The following is a 15940-nucleotide window of genomic DNA, read 5'->3' as shown; positions in this document are numbered from 1 at the left end:
GGCGTTCGTCGGGGAAGCTTACTTTACCCCTGTGTATACGAACGCCCGTATAATTTGGCGTTGGGCGAAGAAAAAGGCGATTAAAATCGGCAGCACGAGAATGACGTTGCCGGCCATCAACACGTTCCACGTCTCCACCCCTTCGACTTCGCGAATTTTCGCGATGCCGAGCGGCAGCGTGCGCGCCGTTTCGTCCGTCGTCATGACGAGCGGCCAAAAATAATCGTTCCAATGCGCGATAAAGCTGAACAGCGCGAACGTGACGAGGACGGGCTTCGCCATGGGGACCATGATTTTCCAAATAATTTTCCATTCCGGCGCGTTGTCGAGCCGCGCGGCTTCGAGCAGCTCTTCCGATACCTGCATGAACGACTGCCTAAGCAGGAAGATCCCGAAGGCGCTGGAAGCGAACGGCAAGATCAGCGCCCAATGGGTGTTGAGCAGCTGCCATTGGCTGAGCTGCAGGTAGACCGGAAGGAAGATCAGCTGCGACGGGATCATGAGCGTGATCATGACGAGACCGAACAGCACGCTGGAGCCTTTGAACGTGTACCGAGCGAAAGCGTAAGCAGCCGGAATGATCGTAGCGAATTGGAACACGAGTATGCCGATCGCTACCACGAAGCTGTTGACGAAGTATTGCGGGAACGGTCCCGAATTCCACGCGCTGGCGTAGTTCGACCACTCGAGGCTGCGCGGGATCCATTCCGGCGGGAAAATCATCGTTTCCGGCAGCGTCTTGAACGATGTGGACAACATCCAGAAGAACGGCATCGCGAAGATGACGACAACCAGGAGCATGCCCGCGACGCTGATCGCCGATTTCGCGTATTGCAGCAGTTTGACGGGCGACAGCGCCGACCAAAGGTCGGGGCGTTCCGCCGGCGGATTCCACATCTCGCGGTTCAGGGCTTTCATCGATGCGCCTCCTTTCTCAACGGTAATGGACGCGGCGGGACAACAGCTTGAAATACAGGATCGTCAGCGCGCCGATGATGACGAGCAGCACGACGCCGGCCGCGGATGCATAGCCGATCTTGAAGAAGCGGAACCCGTATTCGTAGATGTAATACACGAGCGTGTTCGTCGTATTGATCGGTCCGCCCTGCGTCATGATCGCGATCGTCTCGAACACTTTGAACGAATCGATCATGTTGATGACGACGAGGAAGAAGACGGTCGGCGACAGCATCGGCAGCGTCAACCGATAAAACGTCGTCCATGGCTTGGACCGGTCGAGGTCGGCTGCCTCGTAAATATCTCTCGGGATACTTTGCAGCCCCGCGATAAACACGAGCGTGTTAAAGCCTACGTTTTTCCAGATAGCAACAAGCACGAGCGAAAAGAGCGAGGTGCTTGGATCGTTGAGCCATCCGCTCGGCCCGATGCCGAACAGCCCGATCACCCAGTTCAAGAGGCCGTACTCCGGATCCATCAGCCAGCTCCACAGCAGCGAAATCGACACGAGCGAAATGATGTGCGGACTGAAGATCGCCCCCTGCACGAAGCCGTGCAGCCAAGTGGAGCGATTCAGCCAAATCGCCGCCGCCAGCGCGATGCCGGTCGTCAGCGTCACCGCGAGAAACGTATATATCGTAGAGTTACGGATGACCTGCCGGAACCCTTCCTCCTTGAACAGATCGACGAAGTTTTGGAAGCCGACGAACGTTTTCGTCGGGCTCACGAAATCCCAGCTGAACGTACTTAAATAGATCATGAACAAGATCGGGTAGATGAAAAAGATCGCAAAGATGAGAATCGACGGCGACACCATCGCGTAAGGGCGAATTCGCTCCCAATAACGCATCTTACACTCCCCCGACGGCCGTCAGCGGCCGGACCGGTTCTTTCGCGTACAGACGCTGGCCGTCGGCGCCGAAGAAGTATAGCCGCTCCTGCGGTACGAACATCGCCGCGCGGGACGACTGCTCGACCGGGGCGAGGAACGTTTTCGCGAACAACGAGCCCGCCTCCGTGCGAATTTGGTAAATCGTTTCGGCGCCCAAGCTTTCGCGCGTTACGATTTCGCCTGCGAGCGCGAGACCTTCCTCGCCGCGGGCTTCGCCGAACCGGACATGCTCCGGCCGGAAGCCTACATGAGCGATGTCGCCCTCGACGTTAGGTACTAATCCGAGGCCGGCATGATACGGGAATACGTTCATCGCCGGCGAGCCGATGAACTGCGCCGCAAACAAATTTTTCGGCTCCTCATACAGCGTCATCGGCGCGTCCTGCTGTTGAATGACGCCCTTATTCATAACGACGATTTCGTCGCCCATCGACATCGCTTCGACTTGATCGTGCGTGACATACACGAACGTCGTGCCGAGACGCTGGTGCAGCTGGATGAGCTCCGTCCGCATTTGGCTGCGCAGCTTCGCGTCCAAGTTGGACAGCGGTTCGTCTAGAATGAACACCTTCGGCTTCTTCACCATCGCGCGGGCGAGCGCCACCCGCTGCCGCTGGCCGCCCGACAGCGTCTGCGGCTTCTTATCGAGGTAAGGCGTCAAACCGACGATTTCGGATATTTCTTTCACGAGCGCTTCCCGCTCCGGCTTCGGCACCTTCCGGTTTTTGAGGCCGAATTCGATGTTGTCGCGCACCGTCATCGTCGGGTACAAAGCATAGTTTTGGAACACCATGGCGACGTCCCGCATGCCCGGCGCCGTGTCGTTCACCAATTTATCTCCGATCCAAATATCCCCGCTCGATTGCTTCTCGAGACCGGCGATCATCCGCAGCGTCGTCGACTTGCCGCAGCCCGAAGGACCGACGAGCACCGTGAACGAGCCGTCCCGAATCGTCAGGTTCAGGCTCGGGATGACCGTCTCGTCTTTAAACCGTTTGACGATGTTTTTCAGTTCGATCTTCGCCAATCGTTCCGCCTCCTTAGTTGAGTTGCGCCGCCGTCGACCGCTCGCCGCGCTTCGCTTCGCGCAGCTCACGAAGCAAAGCGGCGAGCTCGCCGACCGTATGAACTCGTATATCCCAGGATTCCTCTTCCGCCAGTTCGTACGGCGATATGCAGCAGGTAAGGGCGCCGAGCCGCTTCGCCGGCAGCAAGTCGTTCCACGGGTTGTCCCCGATAGACAAAATTTCGCTAGGGGCGATGCCCCGGCGCACTAAAGCATCCATGTATTCCGCGATGCCCGCCGGCTTCTCCGCCGCAGGTACGACGTCGTCGAATGCGCCGTCGAGTCCCATGCGACGCAGGAAATCAAGCGCGGACTGCTCATACGTGTTCGTCATAAGCACTTTCGTCACCCCGTCCAGTTCGCGGACGGCTTGAAGCAGCGACTCGTCGAGCGGAAACGCATAAGGCGCTTCCAGCATCTCCTCCCGCACGCGGCGGAACGCTGCATCCGCGGTCTCCAGCGGAATCCGATGCTTATGGCGAAGCGCGTTGACGACGCCCCACGGGTCGCCGAGATACAGCAGCCGCTCATCCGTCGGCTCCATCGATGCGTAGGAAGCCGCGAACCGCCCGGCTTCCAGCGGTTCGCCTTCCCACGTGTACGCATTCGCGAAGATGCCGCCCGAGCGAACGAGCACGACATCGTCCTCGCGATGATAATATTGCCCGAGCCGGATCGGCGAGTCGCCGGTCAGCAGCGCTCGCGCGCGAAGCGCCGCCGCCGACCGGGCCCCCTCTTCCGTCTCCGCCATCATATAAGCGATATAGCGTTCGACGAATGTATCTTCTTGGTATAACGTTCCGTCCATATCGAAGATGACGACGGAAATGTCGGTCAGTTTCCTCATTGCGCGCTCAACAGCTTGTTCGCCTTCTCCGCGGCTTGGTCCATCGCCTGCTGCGGCGTTACGTTCTTATCGAGAATGGCCAACTCGATCGCTTGCTTAATGATCGTCGCGATTTCCGGGTACGCGTTCTCCATCGGGCGCGGTCTTGCGTATTCGAGCTGCTCGAACGCCGTTTTGAAGTGCGGAACTTCCTTATACAGCTGCTGCAGTTCTTCCGTTTCCACTGCGGACAGGCGCGTCGGCAAGTAACCTACATGCTTGTGCTGATAAATCGTGTTTTCCTTCGTCGTCATAAACTTAATGAATTCCCAAGCCGCTTCTTTCTCTTCGTCGCTAAGCTTCGACGTCATGACGAGCTGGCAGCCGCCCGTCGGCACGCCGTACGATTTGTTCGCAGGCATGAACGACGTGCCCATTTCGAACCCTGCGCCGTTCGCGACTTCGAGGCTCCCCGTAACGCCGGCCGTCGAACCGAATTTGAATGCCGACAGCTGGTTCGCCCAGTCTTTGTCCGCCGTCGCGCCGCCTTCGTTGCCGACCGGAATCTTAATGAGACCTTCGTCATGCAGACGTTCCCAGAATGCTACCGGCTCTACGCCTGCCGGGCCGTTGAACGTCGCCGTTTTGCCGTCTTCGCTGAGCACCGTGCCGCCGCTTTGCGCGACGAACGCTTCGTAGAACCAGATGTCCGCCGGCATCGTGAGGCCGTTCTTGCCCTTCTCCTTCAGGACGCGGGAATATTCCTCGAGCTCCGCCCAGTTGCGCGGACCTTCCGGATCGAGCCCGGCTTCCTTCAGCATCGTGTTGTTTTTGTAGAGGATCGGCGTGGAACGCATGAACGGAAGGCCGTACAGCTTGCCGTCGACGTATGCGTTGCCCATCAGACCCGGGTTGAAGTCTTCGATTTGTACTTCTTCCGCGTCGCGTTCAGCGAGCGCCGTCAGCTCCTGGATCATGCCCGAGCGCGCGAACACGCCGGTGGACGCGATCTCCAGATCGCTAACGGCCGGGGCGTTGCCCGCCGCGAACGACGCCTGCACCTTCGCGTGCAAGTCTTCGTAATTGCCTTGATGCTCGGCAATGACTTCGATGCGGTCCTGCGATTTATTGAACTCTTCGACGAGATGTTTTTTCGCTTCCTCGATTTTGCCGCCGAACGCGTACCAGTACTTGATCGTAATCTTTTCGCCGGAGCCGCTGTTCGCGCTCGCTCCGCTCGTCGCCGCCGGCGCGCTTCCGCCCTCTGCGCCGCCTTGCGTCTGCTGCGCCGTGCCGCCGCCGCAAGCCGTCATCGTCACTGCCGTTACCATCGTTACTGCCGCCATCGACCATTTCTTTAACATGTGTGTTTCCCTCCATTTTTTTAATAACGAAAGAAACCTAAATCTACCGCTGTGCGCGCTCAGCGGTGAATTAGGTTTCTCCAATACTCCAACCCGACTATTTACTTGTCTTTGGATACCTTAACTATAAACTAGGTTTATTAAACGAGTGTTATCTCTCTATGAAACTTCTGTAAATCTTCTTTGCAGCGGTTCGCGCCATAGTTCCGTGCGAGAGGACGAAACGGCGGAAGCGCCGTACCGGAGACATTCGAGCGATTGCGCGGCGTCCGACAGCAGTCCCCCGGTAATGATCGGCAGATTCGTGAACGTTCTCACCCGCTGGATCATCTCCGGTATGCGAGCCGGCATCAATTCGACGATGTCCGGTTCGATTTGATTGAGGCTCTTCGCGATGTTATCCAGCCCTTCGCTGTCGACGAGGAAGAACCGCTGCACCGTAATGAGCCCCATCCGCTTCACCGTCTTGACGACGTTCGTCTTCGTCGTAATGATGCCCGTAGGTCGAATGGCGTTCGCGATGTATTCGAGACCGTAAGTATCTACGCTCAAACCGCCGATTTTTTCTAAATGAAGAAACACGGGAAGGTCGTGCTTTCGAAACAAATCAACATAACCCTTGATGACGCCGATATGTCCTGTCAGCAAAAATACGCCGCTGAGCTGATGTTTTAAAGCTAATGCGGCTTCGATTTGCTTCGGCTCTTTGATCGAAGCGATCATCCGATGCGCAGTCAGCCTGTTCATAAACGCCGCGGCGTCCCAAGTCTGCTTCATGCCTGCGTCGCCGCCGTCAGCGATACGACGCACTCCCGGTCTTCCGCTCCGCCGCGCGCTTCGGGGTTGTGGCGGAAATGCGGCATATGCGCGTACAACGTAGGCGCGGACTCAAGCACGCCTGCTTCCTCTACGTCCTTCGCCGCAATGCGGATGCAATCGGACTCGACGTCTACGAGGCGAACGGCATGCTGATCCAGCACGGCGGACAGCTGCACGAACGTCCAATTGCGCTCCCGGTGGATCGAGTCGACGTGCGTGTGACCGTTGAAATATACGCCGACGCCTTGCTTTTGGCCGAGCACGCTCCACATGTCGATGCTGTGGTGGATCGAGCCTTTGTCCATCTCCGAGCGCTTCGTCGTCCGATACACCGGATGATGAGCGAATACGAGCATCGGCTTCGCGCCCGACGCCTGCACGACGCCCTCGAGCCAGCGCAGCTGCTCTTCGTCGACCCAGCCGCCCCAATCCTCGAAATCTTGTTCCTTCGCTGTATCCAAGAAAACAAGCGTCGCTCGCTCTGTATCGATCGAATGGTATCGTTTCTGCCCTGTGATGGCCAGCACGTCGGCTCTCTTCTGAGCGTACAGGTCATGATTGCCGAGCGCATGCACGAACGTTCTCGACGCTTGTCCGAGCAAGCCGTACACGCCCGCCAACTCCGTCGCCGTCCCGTAATTCGTCAAATCGCCGAGCGAGATGTGGAAGTCGCCTTCTTCCTCCAGAAACTTCCCGATCATCGTTTCGTAAAACCGGTCGCGCGCCTCCGTCCACCCGGCGATAGCGGCGTCCGTATCGTGATAATGCAAATCCCCCATAACGATCAATCTCATGAGTTTCCCTCCCTCGATTGTTGACTCCTCTTCTAGATTAGCCCAAATATATTCGGGGATTGTAAAACAAGCGTTGAGATTCTATGAAGATATCGATGCAGCGGCGTTTCATAGAAAAAGCGGCGGTCCAGGACGCAAATCATGTCCTGGACCGCCGCTTTTCGTGAGACTCTCTTACTCCTCCGTGAACGATCGAAGGAACGCGCGGACCGCCCCGCGCATCTCGGCCGTTTCCTCATGCCCGGCGTCGAACTGCCGCAGCCGCCAAGCATGCTCCGCATCCGCCTCCCGGTACGCCTGCGCGATGCGCTCCGCGAACCGGTCGACGCCGGGCGTCAGCGGATCGCGCACCCCGACCGCGCACAGCCGCGGACGCGGCGCGCCCATCGCTTGGATGTCGCCCGAGCTAAAGCGCGTCAGCAGCTTCGGCACGTAATAATAGATGCCGTGATAATCCAGCCTGCGCTCCTCGATCAGCGCGTCGTAATCGGCCGCGCCGCACAAATCCGCGCAGAACGCGATCCGCTCGTCGAGCGCCGTCAGCCACCACGCTTTCGTGCCGCCCATCGACATGCCGAGCGTGCCGATGCGCGAGGCGTCGATGTCGTCGCGCGAGCGCAAATAACTAACCGCGCGCATGCTGTCGTACAGCATCATGCCCCAGAGGACGCGGCCGCGCCACAGCATTTCCTTGAACAGCTCGGATTCCTTCCGCGTGAACCGATCCCCGAATCCCCAAGCGTCGGTGGCCAAGGCCGCGAACCCGAGCGACGTGAGCAGCTTCGCGTACGGCTCCGGGTCAAGATATGACGCACCCTCGATCAACTCTATTTTGCCTGCCTTGTAATTGCCGCCGTGCGAGTGATTGAATACGACCGCCGGGAACGGCCCCGGGCGGTCCTTCGGCAGCGCCAGCAGCGCGGACACCGGCTCCAGGCCGTTCAGGTCGAGCGTCAGCCGCTCCAGCACATAATCGTCGCGCTCCTCCGCTTCTCGCGCGATGATGCGCAGCGGGGCGTCGACGTCGGGCAGCTGGTCCAGCTCGAGCAGCCCCATCAACGCTTTCCGATCTTCGTTCACGTTCATGCGTCCCCCTCCGTTCGCATCGCGTTCGCCAGCAGCTCCTGCACCTGCACCGGCCGCTTCGTGCGGCTGCTCTCGATGGCGGCGAACACCATCGCCATCGACTGCAGATTCGAGGCGACCTCGGTTTCCATCGGCGCGCCGCCCCGCACCCATTCGACGAACTGTTCGATCAGCCATACATTGCCCCAAGAAGGCCGGTCCAGCAGCGCCAGCGGCTGCGCGCCGCCGGTTCCGTCCCGGACGTCGATCCGGCGGTGGTCGAGCACGATCGTCCCGTTCTCGCATTCCGCGCGGATGTACTCGTTCGCCCAATCGTTGAGGCCGTGCGCGTTCGTGTTGGCGCCTTCGTATACGGCCCGGACGCCGCCGCGCATGTTCATGACCACGAACCCTTGGGCGTCCCCCTTGAACGTCGACCACGGCGCGTTCCACGTTTCCGCGTAAATCGTCTCGCACACGCCGCCCGCGAGATCCGCGAGTATGTCCAAATGATGCACGGCCATCTCGATCAGCAGCGGATGCTCCATCTCGTGCCGGTACGCGCGGGCGCTGCCGTATTCGCGGTACCGTCCGGAGTAATGGCACGTCAAATAGTCGAGCGCGCCGTAAGCGCCGCTTCGGAGCGCGTGGCGCAGCGACGTCTTGTCTTGGTCGAATCGGTGCGTCATCGTGACGCCCATCTTCGCTCCGGCCGCCTTCACCTTGCGGGCGATGCGCACGGACGCTTCCAGCGTGTCCGCGATCGGCTTCTCCGACAAAATATCCATGCCGTACCGCAGCGCCAAGTCGACGACGCGCTCGTGGAAAGCGGGCGGCACGACGATCGCGCAAAAATCGGCCTCATGCTCCGCGAACGCCCGTTCCAAATCCGTGTAGCAGCGATCGTCCGCGAGCCCTAGCCCTTCCTTCGCGTGAATATGCGCCGTCGGATCGATATCGACCGCGGCGACGATGTCGACGAGCCCCTGCCGCAAGACCGGGGGCAAGTATGCCCGGCACCAATATGCTCCGTGTCCGCCCGTCCCGACTAGAATGCCTCTCAATGCCACGTCGGCCGCCTCCCCGTTCCACTCAAGTCAAGCAATGCATCCGCTTCGCGGGATCCGGCGTCGCCGGGCCGTGCGTGTGATTCCATAAATGACCGCGCCGCTTCCGCCCGATCAAGGTCGTCTCGAAAAACACGGCCTTCAGCGGCTTCACGACGATCGGAATGTCGTGATGGTCGCCGGCCGCCGTCACGACGCAGTCGCCGGCGCCGACGATATAGTGGCGCGACTCGGTGACGACGACGCCGAAGCCGTCATAGATAATGTAATATTCATCGCAATCGTGGTAATGATTGTCGTTGAACGTGTTTCTCGGGTATTCCGCCGGGTCTCCGTCGTTGCCGGGCAGCTCCGACGCCTCCATCCGGAATACGCCGCAACCGCCGACCTCCTCGCCCCATTGCCCGAACATGCGGATCAGCACGAACGGGCCTTCCCGCACGGAGATGCGCGCGGCGACGGCGTCTTCCTCCGCAGCGAAATCCAGCGCAGTTCCGGCGAAGACCGGCATCTGCCGCTCTTCCTTCGAAACGATGCCTGCGCCTTCGCAGCAAATCCATTTCTCCTTGTACCCCCGGCCGTTCAACGTCACCGACCAAACGTCCCCGGCCTCCAGACGAATAATTTCGTAATGCTTCAACTCGCACCAGTCGGGCAGCTGCTTCGCCCGTTTTAATACTGGCATGTGGTGCACACCCCCTTGTCAGAATGGTTGTTACAACGTTAGCCCTTCACGGCGCCCGCCACGAGCGCGCTTTCGATTTTACGCTGAAGCAGCAAGAATATTACAACGCTCGGCAGGACGACGACGACCGACGCGGCGAACAGCTGGCCGTAATTGCTGCCATACATGCTTTGGAACGCCGTCAGCGCGACCGGCACCGTCCGGGCGCTGTCGCCCGTCGTCAGCACGAGCGCGTACAGAAAATCGTTCCACGCCGTCAGAAAGACGAGCACCGCAGAGCTGGCGAGCACCGGCGCGGACAGCGGCAGCATGATGCGCAGGAACGTGCCGGCAAAGCCGGCCCCGTCCAAATACGCCGCCTCCTCGATCTCTTTGGGGATCGTCAGGAAGTAGCTGCGCATGATGTAAATGACGACCGGCATCGACAATGCGGCGTACACGAGCACCAAGCCGATTTTCGTATCGTACAAACCGATCGCTTTCACGAAGATATAAATGGGAAAAATGATCGCCGTCACCGGAATGAGCAGCGACATAGACAGACAAACGTAAAGGAACGCCTTCCCCCGAAAGTGAAAACGAGCGAACACGTAAGCCGACATGCTGAACACCGCGAGGCTTACGACGATACAGAGCGCGGATACGATCAAGCTGTTGCCGTAATATACTCCGAGCGGCAAGCTGTCGAACGCGCCGGCGTAATTGTCGAACCCGAACGCGGACGGCAGCGTGAACGCCGAAGTTAAAATATCGCGGTTCGATTTCATGGAAGACATCAGCGTCCACAAAAACGGAACCACCGAAATGGCGGCGACGAACCCGAGAAACAAAAGGCGAGCGGCCTGCCCCGTCCGAGCGGATCTTGTCATGTACGAGCCCCCGTCCGTTATTGATACGATGTTCCCATTCGAAACGCGCGGCTGATCATCGCGATGCTGACGACGCCGATTACAATCGTGACGACCGCGATCGTGTTCGAATAACCCAAATTGTTGTTGTTCATCGCCATGCGGAAAATGAGAATCGGCAAATTGACCGTGTCGTTCCCCGGCCCGCCGACCGTCGTCAAATAAATGATCTCGAACGACTTCAACACGTGAACGGTCGTTAAAATCATCGCCGTGCCGATCATGTTGCGCAGCAGCGGAAGCGTAATCGAGAACGCCGTGCGCAGCTCGCTGGAACCGTCGATTTTGGCCGATTCGTACACTTCTGCGGGAATCGCCGATATTTCCGCCGCAAACAGCAGGCATAATATGCCGCCGTACAACACCGACGTCAGCGTAACCGTGAGGAACGCCGTGCGCGTGTCCTGATACCAGTTCAGCGCCCAACGCTCCAAACCGACCGCCTCCAGGAAGCCGTTGATCGGACCGATCGAAGGATTGAAGATGAAATAAAACAAAAACGCGAGCGCCGCGATCGGAATCATGTTCGGCAGCAAATACGCGGTGCGGACGAAGCGGGAAAACCGGCTTCCGTTCGCCGTCATGACCGCGACCGCGAGCCCCATGCCGACGTAGACGACCCAATGGATGACGAGCCACAGCAGCGTGTGCGCAAGGCCCGCCGCGAAATCCGCGTCGGTCCCGAGCGAAGCGTAGTTGTCGAAGCCGACGAACGACATGCTCGACGCCAGACGCCAATCCGCGAACGAGGAGATGAACACCGTGATGATCGGATAAGCGTAAAATGCCAAGAAAAATAAAAGCGTCGGCGCCAAAAACAAAGCGATCCAACGGGCGTAACGAACCGTCATGCCGCACCCTCCTTCGCGCCGCCGCCGCGTCCGTCCCGGGAGCCGCGCCCCGGGACGGACGCTTCGCGCGCCTCGTTCCGCTTATTTATTCGCCGCTTGAGTGAGACGCTTCGCGAACTCCTCCGGCGTAATGGCGCCCGAGCCGAGCGCGGCGAGCTCCTGCGCGATGATCGCGGACACGCTCGATTGATACACCCGCCACGGCGACATCATCCGGTATTGAACGTCGTCCGCCATATCCATGTACGTCTGGAGGAGCGGGTCGACGTCGAGCTTGGTGACGTCGATGTTTTTGTCCGCCGGCATGAAGTCGAGCATCTCGAGACGCACGCCCTGGTCCTCCGTATTGTTGAAATGTTTGATGAACTCGTAAGACGCCTTCACCTTCGCCTCGTCTTTGGAGCCGGTAAACCACGCGTACGCCGGGAACGAGAAAATACCGTTATTCGGGAACGCCGCGACGCCCACCTTCGCGCTGAAACCTTCCGGGGCCGCGCTGTTGATCAGCGTAATATCCCACGTGCCGGTCGAGAAGATGGCCGCCTTCTCGTTGAAGAAGTTGTTTTGCGCCACCGAGTAATCGCCGCCGATCGCGTCTTTCGTCGTGTACTGCCGGAACATCGTTTGCAAGTCCGCGGCGGCTCGTACGAACTCCGGCGTCTCGTAGCTCTCCGGCGACGGCGTCAGCGCCAGCCTATTGCCCGCGTCGCTCTGCGTGCCCAATAGGCCGAGCAGCACATTGCTGGAGATGAACGCCGTCTTCGTCTCCAGCGCGAGCGGCGCGACGCCGATCGCTTTCAGCTTCTCGAGATTCGTGAAAAATTCGTCCCATGTTTTCGCCGGGGCGATCGCCGCTTTCTCGAACATCTCTTTATTGTAGAAATAGCCATAGAAATCTTTGTGGCTGGAAATACCGTACACATGATCCGCCCCGTCGTTCCAATCCGCGAGATCGGCCGGGTCGAGCGCGTTTTTGAATTCCGCGTCCGCATCGAGCAGCGGCTTCATGTCGTGCAGCAAATTCGCTTCCTTCGCGATGCGGATCATATCTTTATCGTTCGTGTAGAAGACGTCGGGCAGCTCGCCCGATGAGATCAGCACCTTCAGCTTGCCGTCCATGTTCATGTTGCCGGCGCCTGCGATCTCCTCGACCTGCACGTCGATGTTCGGATGCGCGTCGCGGAACTCCTGCAGCCGTTTGTCCCAATACGGGCTGAACGGGTGCGCGCCGACGAACTCCGTAAACACTTTGATAGACACCTTTTCATCCGCCGCTCCGTCCGTCCCGGCTCCCCCGGAAGCGGACGGCGCCGTGCCGCCCGAGCCGCATGCGGCCGCGGTCAGCATGGACGCGAGCGCCGAGGTCGCCGTAAGCCATCTCCATTTCGGTTTCAACACGAATGCCCCCTCATCTTCATTTCGCCTTCAACCTTTTACAATCCAAGTGTACGGGAAAGAAAGATCCATTGGAATGTAAGCGCTTTACATGATGTTCGACGATTTTTACTTTTTTTCCGCTTCCGCTGCGCCGTCATGTCGAATATATTTACTTTTCCTATAGTCTCTTTACTTTCTTCTCCCGGAGGAAGGATTCGGGCTTTCGCCGGACGAATACATACGTACTCTAACCGGCGCGAAGGATGAGTGGCGATGAAGGCGTGGGACAAGATTTGGAATTATTCGATCAAACGCAAAATTTCCGTATTTACCGTGTTTATGATCTTGATCCCGCTGCTCGTGACAGGCGCGTATTTCATTCGGACGATCCATACGATTCTCTCCGGCAGCCATTACGAGGAATTCGTGCGGCTCGCCGACGCGGCGCATGACGATTTATCTTCGCAGCTCGATTTAATCGAAAATACATACTTCATGCTGATCAGCGATCCCTCCTTTCGACAGGACGTCGACCGGCTGGCGCTGACCGGAGCGGACGTGTACGAAACGAACGAGCGCATCGACCTGCGTATGCAAAATTTTTTGTTCTTCAACTACCCTTGGACGAGCAAGCTGCTTCAATCCGTATACATCTTTATTAATGAAGAAACGAGCTATTTCTACGATTACAACAACGTATACTCCAACAATTATCAATATAATAACGAAGAACGCAACAAAACGATGACGCAGCTCCTACACGTTTCTTGGCCGGAGCTTCGCGACAACATCGCCCGCAAACAGCGCGTCAAGCAGCTCCTCCCCCCCTCGCCCGGGGATCCCACGCTCTATTACGCCAGGGATTTCTACGATTTCAATTCGACAGCGTTCAAAGGGCTCATCGTGCTGGGTATTGATGAAACCGTTCTCTCCACGTTTTACCGGACGAATTTGCGTTATGAAGGCTCGTTCGCCGCGGTCGTCGACGGGCAGGGCGTCATCGTCTCGCACACCGATCATGCGATGCTCGGCTCCTCGGCGCCGCCCGAGCTGCTCGGCGTCTCCTCATCGATTGCTTACAAGGAAATCGTCATTGAGGGCCGAACGTACTTGGCCGCGGCCCGGAAGCTCGGTTCGCTCGGGCTCACGACGGTCATGGCCGTGCCGAAAAACGAAGTATTCGCCAAGCTGACCGCGAGCATCCGTCAATACGCGATCATCGCGCTGCTTATTTGCCTGCTGTTCGTCTTCGTCAGTTCTTTGCTGTCCGCCCGCATCTCGAAGCAGATCGGCATGGTCGTGCGCAAAATGGAAACGGTCCACCAAGGCAACTATGAAACGCGCATGGAAGATTTCAAAGAGTACGAGCTCCGGAAGCTGAGCCGCATCTTCAACGAAATGACAAGTCAAATCCACTATTTGATCAACGAAGTATACGAGAAGCAGCTGACGGTCAAGGAAGCCGAGCTGAAATCGCTGCAGGCGCAAATCAATCCCCATTTTCTGTTCAACACGCTGCTCAGCATTGGGTGGAAAGCGAAAAAGACCGGCAGCGAAGACGTGTACCGGATGGTCACGTCGCTCAGCGAGCTGCTCCAAGCGTCGATCTTCGCCGGCTCCCGCGACAAAACGACGATCGCCGACGAATTAAAAAACGTCGACTTTTACTTGTACCTGCAGCAGGTCCGGTTCGCGGACCGGTTCGAAATCGACCGCTCGCGGATCGACCCGCACGTGTACGGATACTACGTGCCGAAGCTGTGCCTGCAGCCGATCGTCGAGAACGCCATCGTGCACGGCCTCGAGCGCAAGATCGGCAAGGGCCGGCTGTCGATTCGCGCGGAGAAGCGGAACGACGGCATCTACTTCGAAATCGAGGACGACGGCGTCGGCTTCGACCCGGGCGTCGTCCGTTGGAACGATGCCCGCGTCCGCCGGCATCTTCCGAACCATACGAACGTCGGGTTGGCGAATACGGACAAACGCATCCGCTACCTATACGGCGACGAGTACGGCTTAACCGTCGTCAGCGCGCCGGGGGCGGGCGCGAAGGTCGTCATCCACATCCCCGTCGACAGAGGTGAAGACGCATGACATACCGCATTCTGATCGCCGACGACGAACCGATCATTCGCGACGGACTCGTCCATTTCATGGATTGGGAATCGCTGCAGTGCCGGGTAGCGCACGTTGCGGAGGACGGCCTTCAAGCGAAACGAGCCGTCGACGGCGAGCCGATCGACATCGTCGTGGCCGATATTCGCATGCCCGGGATGAGCGGCATCGAACTCGCCGAATACGTGCAGCGTGAGCACCCGGGCATCAAAGTCGTCATCTTGACCGGCTTCGCCGATTTCGCTTATGCGCAGTCCGCCATTCGGTACGGCGTGATCGATTTTATCGTCAAGACGAATCCGATTCCGAAGCTGAAAGAAGCGATCGGCCGGGCGATCGACCGGATCGAAGCCGATCGGCGGCTCGCGCGGCAGCTGCGCGAAGTTCGCGCCGCCTGGTTCCGCGATTTGCTTACGGGCGCGGACGCGGACGAAGCCGACACGGCCCGAGCGGCCGCGGAGCTCGGCGTCGAGCCAGGGCCGTATCGTGTATTGGCGCTGGAGACGCCGGAAGCCTCGGACGCCGCGCGCCGGCTCGTCGACGCCTTCGCGGAAGAGCGGCATCCGCGCCCGATCTACGCACTGGCGGTCGATCGACGCCGCGTCGCCGTCGTCGCGCCCGCGGCGTCCTTCGAGCCGGAGGAGCTGGAGGACCGGCTTCGGGAGGTGCTCGCTCCGCCGCGGATCGGTTGGAACGGCGAAGCCGTGTCCCTAGCCGGGCTGCGGGCCGCCTGCGAGGAAGCCCTCGCCTCCTGCGGCGGCGCATCGCAGGCGAACGGCTGGCCGGAGCCCGCCTCCACGCATCGGGGAATCCAGCAGCTGCTGCGTTATATCGAAGCGCATTATCATGAGAAGCTGCAGCTCGAAACGCTGGCCGACCACGTCCATATGAATCAAAGCTACTTGAGCCGGTTGTTCAAGAAGGAAACGGGCGAGTCGCTGACCGATTACATTAACCGGTTCCGCATCGAGAAAGCGAAGGAGCTGATCGCTTCGGGCGAATACCCGGTCACCGAAATTTCGGCGATGGTCGGGTTCGGCGACCCGGGCTACTTCTCGCTCACATTCAAAAAGCTGACCGGGCAAAGTCCGCGGGATTATAAACACGGACATTCATGACGCGCGAAGGAAATGAAAATATATGCGTAAGCCGTT

General features: G+C 58.9%; 15 protein-coding genes. 2 read left to right on the top strand and 13 right to left on the bottom strand.

The window, feature by feature from the left end; genetic code table 11:
- Positions 1 to 18: 18 nt before the first annotated feature.
- The 13 genes from VE009_RS23095 to VE009_RS23035 all read right to left on the bottom strand — a co-directional run bounded on the left by VE009_RS23095 (position 19) and on the right by VE009_RS23035 (position 12689).
- Positions 19 to 801, bottom strand: coding sequence for a carbohydrate ABC transporter permease (locus tag VE009_RS23095; RefSeq protein ID WP_325012150.1), 783 nt, complete (start codon positions 799 to 801; stop codon positions 19 to 21).
- Positions 802 to 934: 133 nt separating this feature from the next.
- A complete protein-coding gene (locus VE009_RS23090; protein WP_325011780.1) occupies positions 935 to 1807 on the bottom strand; it encodes a sugar ABC transporter permease in 873 nt (290 codons plus the stop codon).
- 1 nt (position 1808) lies between these two features.
- Positions 1809 to 2876, bottom strand: a complete 1068-nt coding sequence (locus tag VE009_RS23085; RefSeq protein WP_325011779.1) for an ABC transporter ATP-binding protein — start codon at positions 2874 to 2876, stop codon at positions 1809 to 1811.
- Positions 2877 to 2889: 13 nt separating this feature from the next.
- A complete protein-coding gene (locus VE009_RS23080; RefSeq protein ID WP_325011777.1) occupies positions 2890 to 3762 on the bottom strand; it encodes an HAD family hydrolase in 873 nt (290 codons plus the stop codon).
- Positions 3759 to 5105, bottom strand: a complete 1347-nt coding sequence (locus VE009_RS23075) for an ABC transporter substrate-binding protein (RefSeq protein WP_325011775.1) — start codon at positions 5103 to 5105, stop codon at positions 3759 to 3761. Before VE009_RS23075 ends, VE009_RS23080 begins: the two co-directional genes overlap by 4 nt.
- Before the next feature lie 159 nt (positions 5106 to 5264).
- On the bottom strand, positions 5265 to 5882 hold the full coding sequence (locus tag VE009_RS23070; protein WP_325011773.1) for a glycerol-3-phosphate responsive antiterminator: 618 nt from the start codon (positions 5880 to 5882) through the stop codon (positions 5265 to 5267).
- Positions 5879 to 6718 (bottom strand): metallophosphoesterase family protein, encoded by an 840-nt coding sequence (locus tag VE009_RS23065; protein WP_325011771.1) that lies wholly within the window; start codon positions 6716 to 6718, stop codon positions 5879 to 5881. Before VE009_RS23065 ends, VE009_RS23070 begins: the two co-directional genes overlap by 4 nt.
- Before the next feature lie 174 nt (positions 6719 to 6892).
- Positions 6893 to 7804 (bottom strand): dienelactone hydrolase family protein, encoded by a 912-nt coding sequence (locus VE009_RS23060; RefSeq protein WP_325011769.1) that lies wholly within the window; start codon positions 7802 to 7804, stop codon positions 6893 to 6895.
- Positions 7801 to 8853, bottom strand: a complete 1053-nt coding sequence (locus VE009_RS23055) for a Gfo/Idh/MocA family oxidoreductase (RefSeq protein WP_325011768.1) — start codon at positions 8851 to 8853, stop codon at positions 7801 to 7803. Before VE009_RS23055 ends, VE009_RS23060 begins: the two co-directional genes overlap by 4 nt.
- Before the next feature lie 22 nt (positions 8854 to 8875).
- Positions 8876 to 9535, bottom strand: a complete 660-nt coding sequence (locus tag VE009_RS23050; protein ID WP_325011766.1) for a hypothetical protein — start codon at positions 9533 to 9535, stop codon at positions 8876 to 8878.
- 38 nt (positions 9536 to 9573) lie between these two features.
- Positions 9574 to 10404 (bottom strand): carbohydrate ABC transporter permease, encoded by an 831-nt coding sequence (locus VE009_RS23045; RefSeq protein WP_325011763.1) that lies wholly within the window; start codon positions 10402 to 10404, stop codon positions 9574 to 9576.
- A gap of 17 nt (positions 10405 to 10421) precedes the next feature.
- Entirely contained in the window at positions 10422 to 11294 is an 873-nt protein-coding gene (locus VE009_RS23040; RefSeq protein ID WP_325011761.1) for a sugar ABC transporter permease, read from the bottom strand.
- Between the two features lie 81 nt (positions 11295 to 11375).
- Positions 11376 to 12689, bottom strand: coding sequence for an ABC transporter substrate-binding protein (locus tag VE009_RS23035; RefSeq protein WP_325011759.1), 1314 nt, complete (start codon positions 12687 to 12689; stop codon positions 11376 to 11378).
- A 255-nt stretch (positions 12690 to 12944) separates the two neighbouring features.
- Here VE009_RS23035 and VE009_RS23030 point away from each other — a divergent pair, with 255 nt between their 5' ends.
- Both VE009_RS23030 and VE009_RS23025 read left to right on the top strand, forming a co-directional pair.
- Positions 12945 to 14765 carry a sensor histidine kinase gene (locus VE009_RS23030; RefSeq protein ID WP_325011757.1) on the top strand — a complete coding sequence of 607 codons (1821 nt, stop codon included), beginning with the start codon at positions 12945 to 12947 and terminating at the stop codon, positions 14763 to 14765.
- The gene (locus VE009_RS23025; protein WP_325011755.1) at positions 14762 to 15904 is read left to right on the top strand and encodes a response regulator; all 1143 of its coding nucleotides are present in this window, start codon (positions 14762 to 14764) and stop codon (positions 15902 to 15904) included. The genes VE009_RS23030 and VE009_RS23025 overlap by 4 nt, the downstream gene beginning before the upstream one ends.
- The last annotated feature ends 36 nt before the right edge of the window (positions 15905 to 15940 follow it).

The sequence above is a fragment of the Paenibacillus sp. genome, from assembly GCF_035645195.1.
Classification (GTDB): Bacteria; Bacillota; Bacilli; order Paenibacillales; family YIM-B00363; genus Paenibacillus_AE.
This window is presented reverse-complemented; position numbering and strand designations above follow the sequence as displayed.